This window comes from Streptomyces pseudovenezuelae (assembly GCF_001513955.1).
Taxonomy (GTDB): Bacteria; Actinomycetota; Actinomycetes; order Streptomycetales; family Streptomycetaceae; genus Streptomyces; species Streptomyces pseudovenezuelae.
Map to the genome: position 1 here is coordinate 10,532 of NZ_KQ948147.1, position 14,816 is coordinate 25,347.

At 69.6% G+C, this 14,816-nt stretch carries 10 protein-coding genes and 1 riboswitch; of the genes, 5 read left to right on the forward strand and 5 right to left on the reverse strand.

What is annotated here, in order from left to right; genetic code table 11:
* Positions 1-326 precede the first annotated feature (326 nt).
* Positions 327-704, reverse strand: coding sequence for a PRC-barrel domain-containing protein (locus AQI94_RS16455; RefSeq protein ID WP_031037129.1), 378 nt, complete (start codon positions 702-704; stop codon positions 327-329).
* Positions 705-828: 124 nt separating this feature from the next.
* A riboswitch (glycine riboswitch) is annotated at positions 829-924 on the forward strand.
* 176 nt (positions 925-1,100) lie between these two features.
* Here AQI94_RS16455 and gcvP point away from each other — a divergent pair.
* Positions 1,101-3,986 carry an aminomethyl-transferring glycine dehydrogenase gene (gene gcvP / locus AQI94_RS16460; RefSeq protein ID WP_031037127.1) on the forward strand — a complete coding sequence of 962 codons (2,886 nt, stop codon included), beginning with the start codon at positions 1,101-1,103 and terminating at the stop codon, positions 3,984-3,986.
* A 103-nt stretch (positions 3,987-4,089) separates the two neighbouring features.
* Here the strand turns inward: gcvP and AQI94_RS16465 are convergent, their stop codons facing one another.
* The gene (locus AQI94_RS16465; protein ID WP_031037126.1) at positions 4,090-6,042 is read right to left on the reverse strand and encodes an APC family permease; all 1,953 of its coding nucleotides are present in this window, start codon (positions 6,040-6,042) and stop codon (positions 4,090-4,092) included.
* An 888-nt stretch (positions 6,043-6,930) separates the two neighbouring features.
* On the opposite strand from AQI94_RS16465, the gene AQI94_RS16470 reads away from it, so the two are divergent.
* The 4 genes from AQI94_RS16470 (at position 6,931) to AQI94_RS16485 (ending at position 11,155) form a co-directional block, all read left to right on the forward strand.
* A complete protein-coding gene (locus AQI94_RS16470; RefSeq protein WP_031037124.1) occupies positions 6,931-8,226 on the forward strand; it encodes an extracellular solute-binding protein in 1,296 nt (431 codons plus the stop codon).
* A gap of 6 nt (positions 8,227-8,232) precedes the next feature.
* The gene (locus AQI94_RS16475) at positions 8,233-9,231 is read left to right on the forward strand and encodes a carbohydrate ABC transporter permease (protein WP_031037122.1); all 999 of its coding nucleotides are present in this window, start codon (positions 8,233-8,235) and stop codon (positions 9,229-9,231) included.
* A 65-nt stretch (positions 9,232-9,296) separates the two neighbouring features.
* Positions 9,297-10,061 (forward strand): carbohydrate ABC transporter permease, encoded by a 765-nt coding sequence (locus tag AQI94_RS16480; RefSeq protein ID WP_387727365.1) that lies wholly within the window; start codon positions 9,297-9,299, stop codon positions 10,059-10,061.
* Positions 10,062-10,117: 56 nt separating this feature from the next.
* Positions 10,118-11,155, forward strand: a complete 1,038-nt coding sequence (locus tag AQI94_RS16485) for an endo-1,4-beta-xylanase (RefSeq protein ID WP_031037118.1) — start codon at positions 10,118-10,120, stop codon at positions 11,153-11,155.
* Positions 11,156-11,969: 814 nt separating this feature from the next.
* Here the strand turns inward: AQI94_RS16485 and AQI94_RS16490 are convergent.
* The 3 genes from AQI94_RS16490 to AQI94_RS16500 form a co-directional block, all read right to left on the reverse strand.
* A complete protein-coding gene (locus tag AQI94_RS16490; RefSeq protein ID WP_031037116.1) occupies positions 11,970-13,007 on the reverse strand; it encodes a LacI family DNA-binding transcriptional regulator in 1,038 nt (345 codons plus the stop codon).
* A gap of 197 nt (positions 13,008-13,204) precedes the next feature.
* Positions 13,205-13,402 carry a DUF5999 family protein gene (locus AQI94_RS16495; protein WP_020123464.1) on the reverse strand — a complete coding sequence of 66 codons (198 nt, stop codon included), beginning with the start codon at positions 13,400-13,402 and terminating at the stop codon, positions 13,205-13,207.
* A gap of 374 nt (positions 13,403-13,776) precedes the next feature.
* Positions 13,777-14,343 carry a hypothetical protein gene (locus tag AQI94_RS16500; RefSeq protein ID WP_031037111.1) on the reverse strand — a complete coding sequence of 189 codons (567 nt, stop codon included), beginning with the start codon at positions 14,341-14,343 and terminating at the stop codon, positions 13,777-13,779.
* Positions 14,344-14,816: the final 473 nt, after the last annotated feature.

Sequence of the window (14,816 nt, forward strand, 5' to 3'; positions counted from 1 at the left end):
ATCGCCTGAGGGCTGGGGCGGGGCTGCGGGGACAGTGGACTGTGAGCGCCTGGCGTTGGTCCGGCAGGTCTTGAGGGGGTGTGCTGCTGGACTGCGGGGGCTCAGCGTCTGCCGTGTGCGGGGTGCCCGTCCGGGGTGAGGCAGGGGCGAGGTGTTGGGCCGTGGGTGCTGGACTGCGGAGGGGGTGTACGGCTTACGGGAAGGCTCGGCCGCTGCTTTGTGGAGTCGGGGTATCCGTCCGGGGCCGGCTGGGAGTGGTCGGTTCTGGGTGGGGTTCGGCGTCTGCCTTGTGAAGGCCGGGGTGAAAGTCCGGGCGGAGTGAGGGGTCAGGCCTCCACGTCCTCTGTGCCTGCCAGTTTGCCGAAGTCCCGGTCCGGGAACGTCGGTGGGGCGGCCAGGTCGAGGCCGTAGTGGTGGTAGAGCTGGAGTTCCTGGTCGGGGGAGAGGTGGCGGCCCACGCCGAAGTCGGGGGCTTCCTTGATGAGGGTGCGGTCGAAGGGGACGTGCAGGGTGCCGTCGACCAGTTCGCTCGGCTCCAGGGGGACGAAGGCGTCCCGGGAGAAGAGGCCGGTGCGTATGGCGGCCCACTCCGGCACGCCCGTCGCGTCGTCGAGGTAGACCTCGTCGACGGTGCCGATCTTGGTGCCGTTGCGGTCGAACGCCTTGCGGCCGATCAGACTGCGCGGATCGATGTCGGTCAGCACGTGGCCCTCCACTTGGTCGCAAGTCATCCGAAGCGGTCGTAAGCACTACGAAAGAGCACTTCGGGGCGTGCGGCCACTCGAAGACCCGTGCGGTGACCTCGCTGGTAGGCTTGCGAACGGCTGCTGACCCCGCGCGGGAGAGTCCTCCGGACACCATCGGAGGCGCCGAAGGAGCAAATCCTCCCCGGAATCTCTCAGGCTCACGTACCGCACGGACGAGGTCACTCTGGAAAGCAGAGCGGGTGTCGACGGCTTCCGCTCTCACCGACGGTGAAAGCCGGCGGCCTTCGGGCGGTCTGGTGAAGCTCTCAGGTTGAGATGACAGAGGGGGAGGCCGTCGGGGTACCCGCGCCGGGGTACCCCTCGAAGGTCGCGTCAGACCAGGAGGCCTCCGCAATGACCGCCCACCGCATTCCGCTCTCCGAGCTCGAACAGGGCATCCCCTTCGAGCAGCGTCACATCGGCCCCGATCACGAGGCTCGCGCCAAGATGCTCGCGCAGGTCGGCTACGGCTCGCTGGACGAGCTCACGGCCGCCGCCGTGCCGGATGTGATCAAGAACGCCGATGCGCTGGAACTGCCCGGTGCGCGCACCGAGGCCGAGGTGCTGGCCGAGCTGCGGTCGCTGGCCGACCGCAACCAGGTCCTCGACTCCATGATCGGGCTCGGGTACTACGGCACCTTCACCCCGCCCGTCATCCTGCGCAACGTCATGGAGAACCCGGCCTGGTACACGGCCTACACGCCGTACCAGCCGGAGATCTCGCAGGGACGGCTGGAGGCGCTGCTCAACTTCCAGACGATGGTCGCCGAGCTCACCGGGCTGCCGACCTCAGGCGCCTCGCTGCTCGACGAGGGCACCGCGGCGGCCGAGGCCCTGGCGCTGTCCCGCCGCATGGGGAAGAACAAGAAGGGCCTCTTCCTCGTCGACGCCGACACCCTGCCGCAGACCATCGCCGTGATCCAGACCCGTGCCGAACCGACCGGGGTCGAGGTCGTGGTCGCCGACCTCAGCCAGGGCATCCCGGCCGAGATCGCCTCGCGCGAGATCAACGGCGTGCTCGTCCAGTACCCCGGCGCCTCCGGTGTCGTACGGGACATCAAGCCGCTCATCGACCAGGCTCACGAGCTCGGCGCGCTCGTGACCGTCGCCGCCGATCTGCTCGCGCTGACCCTGCTGAAGTCGCCGGGTGAGCTCGGGGCGGACATCGCGGTCGGAACCACGCAGCGGTTCGGTGTGCCGATGGGCTTCGGCGGGCCGCACGCCGGATACATGGCCGTGCAGGAGAAGTTCGCCAGGAGCCTGCCCGGGCGGCTCGTGGGCGTGTCCGTGGACGCCGACGGCAACAAGGCCTACCGGCTCGCGCTGCAGACGCGTGAGCAGCACATCCGCCGGGAGAAGGCGACCAGCAACATCTGCACCGCGCAGGTGCTGCTCGCGGTGATGGCAGGGATGTACGCCGTCTACCACGGCCCCGACGGGCTGAAGGGCATCGCGCGGCGGACGCACCGGTACGCGAACATCCTCGCCGCGGGGCTGACGGCCGGCGGGGTCGAGGTCGTGCACGGGTCCTACTTCGACACGCTCACCGTGCGGGTGGCCGGGAAGGCCGCGGAGATCGTCGCCGCCGCCCGGCACAACGGCGTCAACCTGCACCTCGTCGACGCCGACCACGTGTCCCTCGCGTGCGACGAGACCACCGCCCGCGCCCAGGTGGCCGCCGTGTGGAACGCGTTCGGGGTCGAGGCCGACATCGAGGCGCTGGACGCGGCCACCGGGGAGGCGCTGCCGGACGCGCTGCTGCGCGACGACGACTTCCTCACCCACCCCGTCTTCCACCAGCACCGCTCCGAGACCGCGATGCTGCGCTACCTGCGCCGGCTCGCCGACCGCGACTACGCGCTCGACCGCGGCATGATCCCGCTGGGCTCCTGCACCATGAAGCTCAACGCGACCACGGAGATGGAGCCGGTCACCTGGCCCGAGTTCGGGCAGCTGCACCCCTTCGCGCCCGCCGAGCAGGCGCAGGGCTATCTGACGCTCATCCAGGAGCTGGAGGAGCGGCTCGCCGAGGTCACCGGTTACGACAAGGTGTCCCTGCAGCCCAACGCCGGGTCGCAGGGCGAGCTGGCCGGGCTGCTCGCCGTACGCGGGTATCACCGGGCCAACGGGGACGAGCAGCGGACCGTGTGCCTGATCCCGTCGTCCGCGCACGGCACCAATGCCGCGAGCGCCGTGATGGCGGGCATGAAGGTCGTCGTCGTGAAGACCGCCGGGGACGGCGAGATCGACGTCGAGGACCTGCGGGCCAAGATCGAGCAGCACCGGGACGAGCTGGCCGTGCTGATGATCACCTACCCGTCCACGCACGGCGTGTTCGAGGAGCACGTCGCCGACATCTGCGCCCAGGTGCACGAGGCCGGCGGTCAGGTGTACGTCGACGGCGCCAACCTCAACGCGCTGGTGGGGCTGGCCAAGCCCGGCCACTTCGGCGGGGACGTCTCGCACCTGAACCTGCACAAGACCTTCTGCATCCCGCACGGCGGCGGCGGTCCGGGCGTCGGTCCGGTCGGCGTACGGGCCCACCTGGCGCCGTATCTGCCGAACCACCCGATGCAGCCCGCGGCCGGCCCGGAGACGGGCGTGGGGCCCATCTCGGCCGCTCCCTGGGGCTCCGCGGGGATCCTGCCGATCTCGTGGGCGTACGTCCGGCTCATGGGCGGTGAGGGGCTCAAGCGGGCCACGCAGGTGGCGGTGCTCTCGGCCAACTACATCGCCAAGCGGCTGGAGCCGCACTACCCCGTGCTCTACACCGGCCCCGGCGGGCTGGTCGCGCACGAGTGCATCATCGATCTGCGGCCGCTGACCAAGGCGACCGGGGTGAGCGTCGACGACGTGGCCAAGCGGCTGATCGACTACGGCTTCCACGCGCCGACCATGTCGTTCCCGGTAGCCGGGACCCTGATGATCGAGCCGACGGAGTCCGAGGACCTGATCGAACTCGACCGGTTCTGCGAGGCGATGATCGCCATTCGTGGGGAGATCGAGAAGGTCGGCACCGGGGAGTGGGCCGCCGAGGACAACCCGCTGCGGAACGCTCCGCACACCGCCGGTGCGCTGGGTGGTGCGTGGGAGCACGCCTACACGCGCGAGGAGGCCGTGTTCCCGGCCGGGGTGTCGGTGGCGGACAAGTACTGGCCGCCGGTACGACGCATCGACCAGGCCTTCGGTGACCGGAACCTGGTGTGCTCGTGCCCGCCGCTGGACGCGTACGACGACTGACCCGACGTGACGAGGGCCCCGCTTCGGCGGGGCCCTTTTTCTTTGCGCCGGTTCCTTTGCGCCGCGGACCGTTCCCTCGGGGCACTGCGTCGGGTCTGCGGGGTCAGCCGGTGTGGACGCGGGGGCGGCGGGTGCGGTCGGGTTCGGCCTCGCGGAGGACTTCTCGGGTGACGGGGGCGACTTCGCCCTGTCCGAAGAGGAAGAAGCGCAGGAAGTTGTGGAAGGGGCTGCCTTCGGTCCATTCGAAGTAGATGTGCGGGGTGCAGCCGGTCTCGTCGCGGACGTGCAGGAGGAGGGCGGCGAGGGCGTTGGGGATGGAGGAGGACTCCAGGGTCAGGACGCGGTAGCGGCCGTGGAGGACCTCGCCGCGGACGGTGAGGCTCGCCTCGAACTCGGACGGGTCCAGGACGGTGACCTCGACGAAGACGAAGTCCTCGCCGGGGATGTCGTTGTCGGCGCGGATCTGCTCGATCTTGTCGCGGTATTCGGCTTTGTCGCGGCTGTCGGGCTGGTTGGCGATGAAGCGGATCTTGCGGCTGGCGATGTCCCGGATGAATCGTTGGGCCATCGGGTCGAGGCTCACGCTGGTCACGCGGAGTTCGAAGGCGCGGGCGAGGCGGGAGAGGAGGGAGACGAGGATGATGCCGGCGATGAAGCAGGCGCCGATCTTGACGCCGTCGGGGCGTTCGATGACGTTCGCGACGGTGACGTAGAGGAAGACCGCGGAGATGACGGCGAAGCCGATGCTCCAGCCCTGTTGGCCGGCTTTGCGGGCGGCGATGGTCACCGCGATCGCCGCGGAGCTGATGAGGACGAGGACGCCGGTGGCGTAGGCGCCGCCCTGGGCGTCGACGTCGGCGTTGAAGATCCAGGTGACGAGGAAGCCGATGAGGGTGAAGACGATGACCATGGGGCGCACGGCGCGGGCCCAGTGGGGGGCCATGCCGTAGCGGGGGAGGTAGCGGGGCATCAGGTTGAGCAGGCCGGCCATCGCGGAGGCGCCGGCGAACCAGAGGATGGCGATGGTCGAGATGTCGTAGACGGTGCCGAAGGCGCCGCCGAGGTAGTGGTGGGCGAGGTAGGCCAGGGCGCGGCCGTTGGCGGGGCCGCCCGACTCGAAGTCCTTTTCCGGGATGAGCAGGGTGGTGATGAAGCTGGTGGCGATCAGGAAGACGCTCATGATCAGGGCGGCGGTGGTGAGCAGTTTCTTGGTGTCGCGGATCCGGCCGGCGGGGTTGTTTTCGGTGTCGCCCTGGTCGCCTTTGACGTGGGGCATGACGGCGACGCCGGTCTCGAAGCCGGACAGGCCGAGGGCGAGCTTGGGGAAGACCAGCAGGGCCACGCCGACCATGGCGAAGACGTTGCCGTGCTCGGCGGTCAGGGCGTGGGACCAGTCGGTGACGACATGGCCCGCGGTGACGACGTGCCACAGCCCGACGCACACGACGACCACGTTCAGGGCGAGGTAGACGCCGACCAGCGCGACCGCGACACCGATCGCTTCCAGGAAGCCCTTGAGGAAGACGGCGCCGAGGAGGGCGACCAGGACGAGGGTGATCAGCATCTGCTGGTTGTGCAGGGTGCTGGTGAGGTGGGGGTTTTCGACCAGGTGGGTGGAGGCGTCGGCCGCGGAGAGGGTGATGGTGATGAGGAAGTCGGTGGCGGCGAAGCCGAGCAGGGTCAGGACGAACAGCTTGCCCTGCCAAAAGGACAGGAGGCGTTCCAGCATGGCGATGGAGCCCTCGCCGTGGGGGCTTTCCTCGGCCACCCGGCGGTAGACGGGCAGGGCGCCGGCCAGGGTGACGAGGACGAGGACGATGGTCGCGATCGGGGAGAGCAGGCCGGCCGCCAGGGCGGCGATGCCGGGCTGGTAGCCGAGGGTGGAGAAGTAGTCCACGCCGGTCAGGCACATCACCCGGTACCAGCGCTGGCCCTTGTGCGGGGGCTCGGGTTCGGCGTGCGGGCCCACATGGCCGCCGCCCTTGCCCATGTCCGACAGACCTTCCAGCATCCAGGAGCGCAGACGACTTGGGGGAGGGTGCTCGGTGACAGCCATCGGGGGCGCTCCTAGGTACGGCTCAGCTCGGGTCCGGCCGCCCGTCCGACGGCGGGACCAGCGTAAGCGGAGAGTGACGCTTGGGCCCGCGATGGGAGGCCGCGGAGGCGTCAAACTTCCGTTAAGACTCGTCCTGTGGGGCGTCGCAGACGCGTGACGGGCCAGTTGAGAGGGTTTTCCCTCCCTGGCCCCCACGGTGGGGTGAGCGGGCCGCGGTGGACACGCAGCGTCATGCCGGGTCGGGGTGGCAGGGGCCCGCTGCGGCGCCGAGGCGCGGCGGGGAGTGCCCGATCGGCGCCCGGCGTCGTGATGCGACCGGGTGTCCTGCGCCTCGCCGTCGACCTGCTTCGTAATGTTCGCCAGTGCTACCGAATGTTTCGGCACTTCAGGGCGTCGAGCGGACACGGGGTGTCACGGCACGGTCGTGGGAGGCTACCCCCGCTCCGTGCGGTGCGATCCGCCCCGGCACGGAGCAGTTGTCCTGCGGATCCGGCGGAGGTGGCGATCGGTCCGTACCGGCCCCTCTTTCCCAGCTTCCGGGTCCGGACGGCGATGCCGTGTCCGGCCCGTCGCGGGCCGGGCCGACGGGGGATCGACAGGAGGTGCCGATGTCCCGGCGCCCCGTCGCCGGAGGGGGCCGAGCGGGGCGCTCCGGATCGGCGCCGTGGGGCGAGTGCCCGCACCGCAGGCGGTCCCTGGCTCCCGACGCGAGGCCTTTCGCGACGAGTTGGCGGTCAATCCCTGAACATTCCCCGTGCACAGGGGGTTGCCACCGTTTAGTAGCTGTCTCTAGGGTGCGGCAGCAGCGAAGCTTTCTGGATCTACTCCGAAACTTTCGGACATCAGGACGGACAAGGACGGCTCCGTCCCGTACCCAAGGAGCGCATCATGGGCGACCCGGCACTGTCCCGCCGTGGTTTTCTGGCGGCGTCCGCCGCGGCCGGTCTTGGCATGACGGCACTGACCGGTTGTGGCGGCGACTCGGACGGAGGTTCGTCCGACGGGACGACCACGGTGGAGTGGTGGAACATCTCCACCACCGAGCCGGCGAAGAGTGTCTGGGCGGCCCTCGCCAAGAAGTTCGAGGCCGCGAACCCCAAGATCAAGATAAAGATCGTCCAGCTGGAGAACGACGCCTACAAGTCGAAGATGACGGCGCTGACCGCCTCCGGGAAGCTCCCCGACATCTTCCACACCTGGGGCGGCGGCGTTCTCAAGCAGCAGGTCGACGCGGGTCTCGTCGAGGATCTGACCGACCGGACCAAGCCGTGGGCCGACGGACTGCTGAAGGTCACCAAGGAGCCGTACATCCTCGACGACAAGGTCTACGGCATTCCGTTCGACATGGGCATGATCGGCTTCTGGTACAACAAGAAGCTCTTCCAGCAGGCCGGTGTCAGCGAACCGCCCACCACCTGGGGCGGGTTCCTGGAGGCCGTGAGCAAGCTGAAGTCGAAGAACATCACGCCCATCGCCCTGGCCGGCAAGGAGAAGTGGCCCGGCATGTACTACTGGGCCTACCTCGCGATGCGCACCGCGGGCATCGACGCCCTCCAGAAGGCCAGCGAGGACAAGGACTTCACCGGCGCCGGGTTCGTCGAGGCCGGCCGGCACCTCAAGGAACTCGTGGACCTCCAGCCCTTCCAGAAGGGCTTCCTCAACGCCGCCTACTCCACCCCCACCGGCCAGGCGGCCGCCGTCGGCAACGGCAAGGCGGCCATGGAGCTCATGGGCCAGTGGGCCCCGTCCGTGGAGGCCGACTCCGGCAAGGGACTCGGCAACGACCTCGGCTTCTTCCCGTTCCCCTCGGTCGAGGGCGGCAAGGGTGCCATCACCGAGGTGTTCGGCGGCGGCGGCGGACACGCCCTGCGCCGGGGTGCCCCGCAGGCGGCCGTCGAGTTCCTGAAGTTCTTCGCCTCCGAGGCCACCGAACTGGAACTGGTCAAGAAGACCAGCATCCTTCCCGTGCTCCCGGACGCGGAGAAGGCCATGACCGACCCCAACCTCAAGCTCGTCCAGGCGCAGTTGAAGGCCGCCACCGGATTCCAGCTCTATCTCGACCAGGCGTACGCCCCCGCCGTCGGCCAGGAGGTCAACGACAGCGTGGCCGCGCTGATCGCCGGCTCCAAGTCCCCCGAGCAGGTCGCCCAGTCGATCACCCAGACCGCGAAGGAAGAGCAGTAGCCCGCGATGACCTCCACGTTCCTCGCAGACAAGCGGAGCGGTCCGGGCACCGATCTCCCGCCCCCGGAATCGGTCAGGGCCCGGGGGCGGGGCCGCCGGCGCGTACTGCACTGGCTGACCGCGGTGAGCTTCCAACTGCCCGCCCTGGTGTTGTTCATCGGTATGGTCCTGCTGCCGATGCTGTTCGCGCTGTACGCCGCCTTCTTCCGGTGGGGCGGCTTCGGCATGCCCTCCGACTACGTCGGCACCGACAACTTCACGGATCTCTTCGACAACCCGGTCTTCCTGGGCGACCTGTGGCGCTGTCTCGTCCTGGTCGTGCTCTCGCTCGCGTTCCAGCTGCCGTTCGCGCTCGCCATGGCGGTCCTGCTCAACCAGAAGTTCCGCGGCCGGGCCGTCTACCGGATGCTGTTCTTCGCGCCCTACGTCCTGTCCGAGGCGATCACGGGTGTGCTGTTCAGCATGGTCTTCGCCCCGGACTCCGGGCTGGCCGACCACATCTTCGGCGCGGTCGGGCTCGACGGCCTCGGCGGCCTGTGGTTCGCCGACCCCTCCTACGTCATGGCGACGCTCTTCCTGGTCATGATGTGGAAGTACTTCGGCTTCCACATGATGCTCTACCTGGCCGGACTCCAGTCCATCCCGCGGGAGTTGACCGAGGCGGCGCTCATCGACGGCGCCAGTGCCTGGCAGCGGTTCCGCAACGTCACCCTGCCGCTGCTCGCGCCCACCCTGCGGATCAGCGTCTTCCTGTCCGTCATCGGCTCGATCCAGCTCTTCGACCTGGTGTGGGTGGTCACCCAGGGCGGGCCCGACCACCACTCCGAGACCATGGCCGTGACCATGTTCCAGTATGGCTTCAAGCGCTACCAGGTCGGCTACGCCAGCGCGATCAGCGTGGTCATGTTCGGCATCTGCCTCGTCTTCGCCCTCGCCTACCAGCGGTTCGTGCTCCGCCGCGACCTCGAAGGGGCCACCACGACGATGAGGGGGGACGGCAAGTGACCGCCCGCAAGACCACCGCACGGACCCTGCCCCTGCACGTGATCCTCGTCGCCGTCGGCGCGGTGATGGTCGTACCCCTGGTGTACGCGGTCCTGTCCGGGTTCAAGTCCACCGACGAGCTCTCCAGCAACCCCTTCGGACTGCCGGAACACTGGCGGACCGGCAACTACACCGACATCCTGGCCGGCGGCGACTTCTGGCGGCTGCTGGGCAGCAGCACACTGATAGCGGTCGGTACGACCGTGCTGGTGGTCGCCGCGTCCGCGCTGGCCGCGTTCTCCTTCGCGCGGTTCGCCTTCCGCGGCCGGGAGGCGCTCTTCACGCTCTTCACGATGGGGCTGATGTTCCCCTTCGCGGTGGCGGTGCTCCCGCTCTTCCTGCTGTTGCGCTCGCTCGGACTGCTGGACAACCCGCTGGGCGTGATCCTGCCGCAGGCCGCCTTCGGGCTGCCGATGACGATCATCATCCTGCGCGCCTTCTTCCGGGAGATCCCCGGCGAGCTGGAGGAGGCGGCCACCCTCGACGGGTGCAGCCCCTTCGGGTTCTTCTGGCGGGTGCTGCTGCCCATGGCGCGGCCCGCGCTCGGCACGGTCTCGGTGCTCGCCGTCGTCACCAGCTGGAACAACTTCATGCTGCCGCTGCTGGTGTTCACCGACAACACCTGGTGGACGCTCCCCATCGGGGTGCAGCAGTTCCAGGGGCAGTACTCCGCGGAGTACGCCCGGGTCTTCGCCTATCTCGTCCTGGCGATGGTGCCCGCCCTCGCCTTCTACTCGGTCGCCGAGCGCCAGCTCGTCGGCGGCCTCACCGCCGGTGCCACGAAGGGCTGACGGCGGCCCGAAAAGTACGGCTCACCCACCCGCCCCCGCACGTGAGGAGTCGCCCCATGCGCAAAAACCGTCTCAGACTCGTCGGAGTCCTGGCCGCGGCGCTGGTCGTCACCGGCCTCGGCGCACCCGCCCAGGCCCACGGGAAGCCGGCCACACTGGCCGACCTAGCCCAGCGCCACGGCCGCTACTTCGGCAGCGCGACCGACAACCCCGAGCTCGTCGACGAGCCGTACAAGAAGCTCCTCGGCAGCGAGTTCGACCAGATCACGCCGGGCAACGGCATGAAGTGGTACGCCACCGAGCCCCAGCCGGGCGTCTTCGACTTCTCCCAGGGCGACGAGATCGTGAAGCTGGCCCGCTCGCACCACCAGAAGGTGCGCGGCCACACCCTTGTCTGGCACAGCCAGTTGCCCGACTGGGTCACCTCGCGCGAGTGGACGGCGGACGAGCTGAGGCCCGTGCTGAAGAAGCACATCCAGACCGAGGTACGGCACTACCGGGGCAAGGTGTTCGCCTGGGACGTCGTCAACGAGGCCTTCAACGAGGACGGCACCTACCGGGAGACCGTCTTCTACAAGACGCTCGGTCCCGGGTACATCGCCGACGCCCTGCGCTGGGCCCGCCAGGCCGACCCCAAGGTGAAGCTGTACCTCAACGACTACAACATCGAGGGGGTCGGGGCGAAGAGCGACGCCTACTACAACCTGGCCAAGGAGCTGAAGGCGCAGGGCGTTCCGCTCGACGGCATCGGCCTGCAGACCCATCTGGCGCTCCAGTACGGCTATCCGACCACCCTGGAGGACAACCTTCGCCGCTTCGCCAAGCTCGGCCTCGACACCGCGCTCACCGAGGTCGACATCCGGATGATCCTGCCCGCGACCGAGGAGAAGCTGGCCCAACAAGCCCAGTGGTACGCCGACTTGACCGACGCGTGCCTCGCGGTGCGGCGGTGTGTCGGCATCACCGTCTGGGACTACACCGACAAGTACTCCTGGATCCCGGCGTTCTTCGAGGGACAGGGAGCCGCGCTCCCCTGGGACGAGCAGCTCCAGCCGAAGCCGGCGTACTACGCGATCCGGGATGCGCTGAAGTAGGGGGCTACTGAAGCAGGGGCACGGGAGAGGGCCTCGGCGGATGCGGCGGTTTTCCGTTGCCCTGCCGGGGCCGCGGTCTTTCTTCGCCTGACGCGGCACGCTCCGGGTGACTTGGATCAGGGGTGCCGAGGGGCGGTCGGGAAGTCCGGCTGTGTTGGCGGCTCGGCCGGTCGGGCGGGCGCCGGGAGTGGGGGAGGGGGCGGGTCTGGTTGCTGTGCGGGGCGGTGCGGATGTCGGGGGGATCTCGCTGCGGCGCGACTTTGAGGTCCTGTCCGGTTGGGCCAGCGTGGGAGTTGCCCGGTCGCGCTGCATGGGAGGAGGAGGCCGGTTCAGTCGGGTTGGTGTGGCGGTTGTGCGTTCGGGCTGATTGGGCGGGTGGTCGTGCCCGGTGGGGCTGGTGTGGGCGTACCCGCTCGCACGAGCTGGCTGGGAGGGGGCGGGTTGGGTCCGGTTGGGCGGGTGTGGGAGCGGTCGTCCACTCGTACCGCCTGGGGTGGGAGGCGCTCGGGGCGGCTGCGCGGGCTGGTCGCTCGTGCCCTGGGGTGGGGGACGAGCGGTCTGGGGCGTTGTCACTCGTGCTGCCCAGGTGGGAGGGGCTGGGGTTGGTTGGCGGGTCGGGCTGCGTGGGACGAGCCGCTGGGGGGCAAGCTGCGCGGGCTGGCCGTTCGGGCCCTGGGCCGGGGACGAGCAGTCCGGCACGGCACGGCCCTGGAGGGGCCTGGCGGCGGCTCTGCCGGGGTGGGGGTGCCTGGTGAAGGGCTAAGTGGGCCGCCGGGTTGGCTGGTGAGGGGCTTTCGGGGCAGCGTTCGGTGTGTCAGGGCGTGGGTGGTGGTGCGGTGCTTGAGCGGATGACCAGGTCTGTTCCCAGCTCCACGCGTGGGGAGTCCGGGCGTTGGGCGCGGGCCAGTTCGAGGACGGTGCGGACGGCCAGTTTGCCCATGTCGGCGAGAGGTTGGCGGACGGTCGTCAGCGGGGGTGCCGACCAGCGGACTTCCGGAAGGTCGTCGAAACCCACCAGGCTCATGTCCTCCGGAACCCTCAGCCCGCGCCTCCTGAGCGCCTCGATCGCGCCGAGGGCCATCTGGTCGCTGGCCGCGAACACGGCGGTCGGCGGCTCGGGCAGGTCGAGGAGCTTCTCGCAGCCCGCGAAGCCGGACTCCGGGTGGAAGTCGCCGGGCACGACCAGCGCCTCGTCGAACACGAGCCCGGCGCCTTCGAGGGCGGCGCGGTAGCCGTCGAGACGGGCCCGCGAGCAGAGCAGCCGGGGCGGCCCGGCGATCAGGCCGATCCTGCGGTGACCGAGGGACAGCAGGTGCTCGGTGGCGGCCAGCCCCCCCGACCAGTTGGCGGCGCCGATGGTGGGGGCGTCCAGCGCGGGGGAGCCGGCCGGGTCGACGACCACCAACGGGACGCCCAGCACGCGCAGTTCGTCGTGGAGGACCATGTCCAGCGCCGAGGTGACCAGGATGACCCCGTCGGAGGCGCGGGCGCGCAGGTTGCGCATCCACTCGCGCGCGTCGCCGGAGCGGCCGTGGATCGCGGAGACCACGGTGCCGACGCCCTCCGCGTGGGCGACCTCCTCGACGCCGCGGATGATCTCCACGGCCCAGGGGCTGTCGAGGTCGTTGAAGACCAGGTCGAGCAGGGCGGCGCGGGTGCCGGGGGCCGCGGGGCGCTTGCGGTAGCCGTACCGCTGGAGCAGTTCCTCGACCCGGGCGCGGGTGTGCGGGGAGACGTCCGACCGGCCGTTGACCACCCGGGACACCGTCGGTACCGAGACCCCGGCCTGCCGGGCGATCTCCGTGATGGTGACTCTGCCCCGGGGCTCGGCTCCGGCCTCGCGTGCTGTCACTTGCCCACCTCCGCGTCGGAGCCCCGAAAGCGTCGGGCTCGAAACTTCCAGGAGTCTTCCGGAAAAGTGGGCCCATACACAAGGCGTCACAGGGAGTGATCGCCGACGGACATGCGTCGGGGCCGGTGCGCAGACGTCCGCTGCGAGCCGGCCCCTCAAGGTCCCCGGGCGGTACGGCGGCCGCCGCCCGGTCGTGCTCAGGCGGCCGTGGCCGCCGCGAGCGGGCGGTGCGGGGCGATGACCCGACCGTCGGGCAGGAGCTCACCGGTGTCCTCGAAGAGCAGAACGCCGTTGCACAGCAGGCTCCAGCCCTGTTCCGGGTGGTGCGCCACGAGGCGGGCGGATTCCCGGTCGGCGGAGTCGGCGGTGGGACACGGTGGCTGGTGCTGGCACATTGGTGGGATCTTTCGCTGTGTTGTGGTCATGACGTCCCCCGTTGCGATAACTCAGTCGGAACCCAGTGTTGCCCTACGGGCGTCAATCCGCAGGGATTTCGCATCACCACTTCTTCACAGGTTGGAGACGCATCACCCGGTCGGACGGTTCAGCCCAACTGCACTGTCCCTTCGGGTGGTTCGAGGGGGCCGGAAAGAGCTAGTCCACCCGGAACCCGTCCAGCAATCGGCTCGTCGGAGCAATTGTGTGCTCGTACGAGCAAATGCTTTCCGTGTGATCCCTGAGGATTGCGTACGACCTTAATGGTGCCCGAAACGGAGTCGTACCCCGCTACCCGGAATGCGGGGCGGGGTACGAGGATGCCGGGCCGTCGTCAGGCGGGTGAGCCGAGCAGCGGGGCCGGAGTCACCCGATGGGTCAGTACCGGAAGCAGCTCGGCGGCGCGGTGCGGGCGGTGCGCGGCGATGCCCGGCGGGGCCGGTGCCAGCGGGACGAGGAGGTCGGTGGCGGCGAGGCGGCCCGCGCCGGCGTCCGCGGCGCAGTCGCCGTGCAGCCACAGCGCGAGCATGTACAGGCCCGGGATGGACAGCAGGCGCGGCTGGTAGGGCTGCTGCATCACCTCGGCCTGACGCACCGCGCGCTCGGTGGACGCGATGTAGGGACCCTCGAAGAAATGCGAGAACGCCCAGCCGTCCGGGGTCAGCATGGTCTCGGCCGCGGCCACCGAGCGCTCGCCGCTGCGGATCAGAAACCGCCATCCGGCCAGCCGCGTGGCGGTTCCGTCCAGGACGTGCACGGGTAGCGGGAGCTCGGGTGTGACGGGCCCCTGGGCGCGCAACAGGGAAGGGGTCCGGGCCTCGCGGACCGCGGTGGGCGACGCGAGTGCGGTGAGGACGGAGCGAAGTGCTGGTGCGGGAGCCGGGGGGACATGCAGCGGCATGGTGGGTCGCCTCTCATTCGACAGGCACGGTGGCGCGAGGGCGGGGGCGGACGACGCTGTCAGCTCAGGGGGGCCAGAGAGGCGGGGGCCGGGGTCCGGTGACGCAAGTGCGGGTGAGGACTGCGATACGTCACCTGACGGCAGGATCCAGGACCGCGGGTGCCAACCCTCTGCCTTGTTCGCGGAGTTTATACGACATGTGTTCAGACGATGTTTCGTCTAGCCGTTTCCGCCGTTTCGGGCAAGGGGTCATTCGGTCGGCGATACGCGGGAATCATCCCGATATCGCGGCCACTTCGCGGCGGTGACCTCGGGGAATGCGCGGGGAGCGGTCGGCCCATTCTCGTCGGCGTTTTTCACGAGTTCTTCTGGGCACTCGAAACTGCTGACAGCTCCATGCCGAGTGAATGTGCCACCGGTCACATCCAACAGCGTAGCGGGCTCGGGGCCGCGGCGGGACGTTACCGATCGTT

Coding starts and splice junctions, on each gene's coding strand:
- gcvP (WP_031037127.1), top strand. CDS start 1,101: ATGACCGCCCACCGCATTCCGCTCTCCGAGCTCGAACAGGGCATCCCC.
- AQI94_RS16465 (WP_031037126.1), bottom strand. CDS start 6,042: ATGGCTGTCACCGAGCACCCTCCCCCAAGTCGTCTGCGCTCCTGGATG.
- AQI94_RS16470 (WP_031037124.1), top strand. CDS start 6,931: ATGGGCGACCCGGCACTGTCCCGCCGTGGTTTTCTGGCGGCGTCCGCC.
- AQI94_RS16475 (WP_031037122.1), top strand. CDS start 8,233: ATGACCTCCACGTTCCTCGCAGACAAGCGGAGCGGTCCGGGCACCGAT.
- AQI94_RS16480 (WP_387727365.1), top strand. CDS start 9,297: ATGGTCGTACCCCTGGTGTACGCGGTCCTGTCCGGGTTCAAGTCCACC.
- AQI94_RS16485 (WP_031037118.1), top strand. CDS start 10,118: ATGCGCAAAAACCGTCTCAGACTCGTCGGAGTCCTGGCCGCGGCGCTG.
- AQI94_RS16495 (WP_020123464.1), bottom strand. CDS start 13,402: ATGTGCCAGCACCAGCCACCGTGTCCCACCGCCGACTCCGCCGACCGG.
- AQI94_RS16500 (WP_031037111.1), bottom strand. CDS start 14,343: ATGCCGCTGCATGTCCCCCCGGCTCCCGCACCAGCACTTCGCTCCGTC.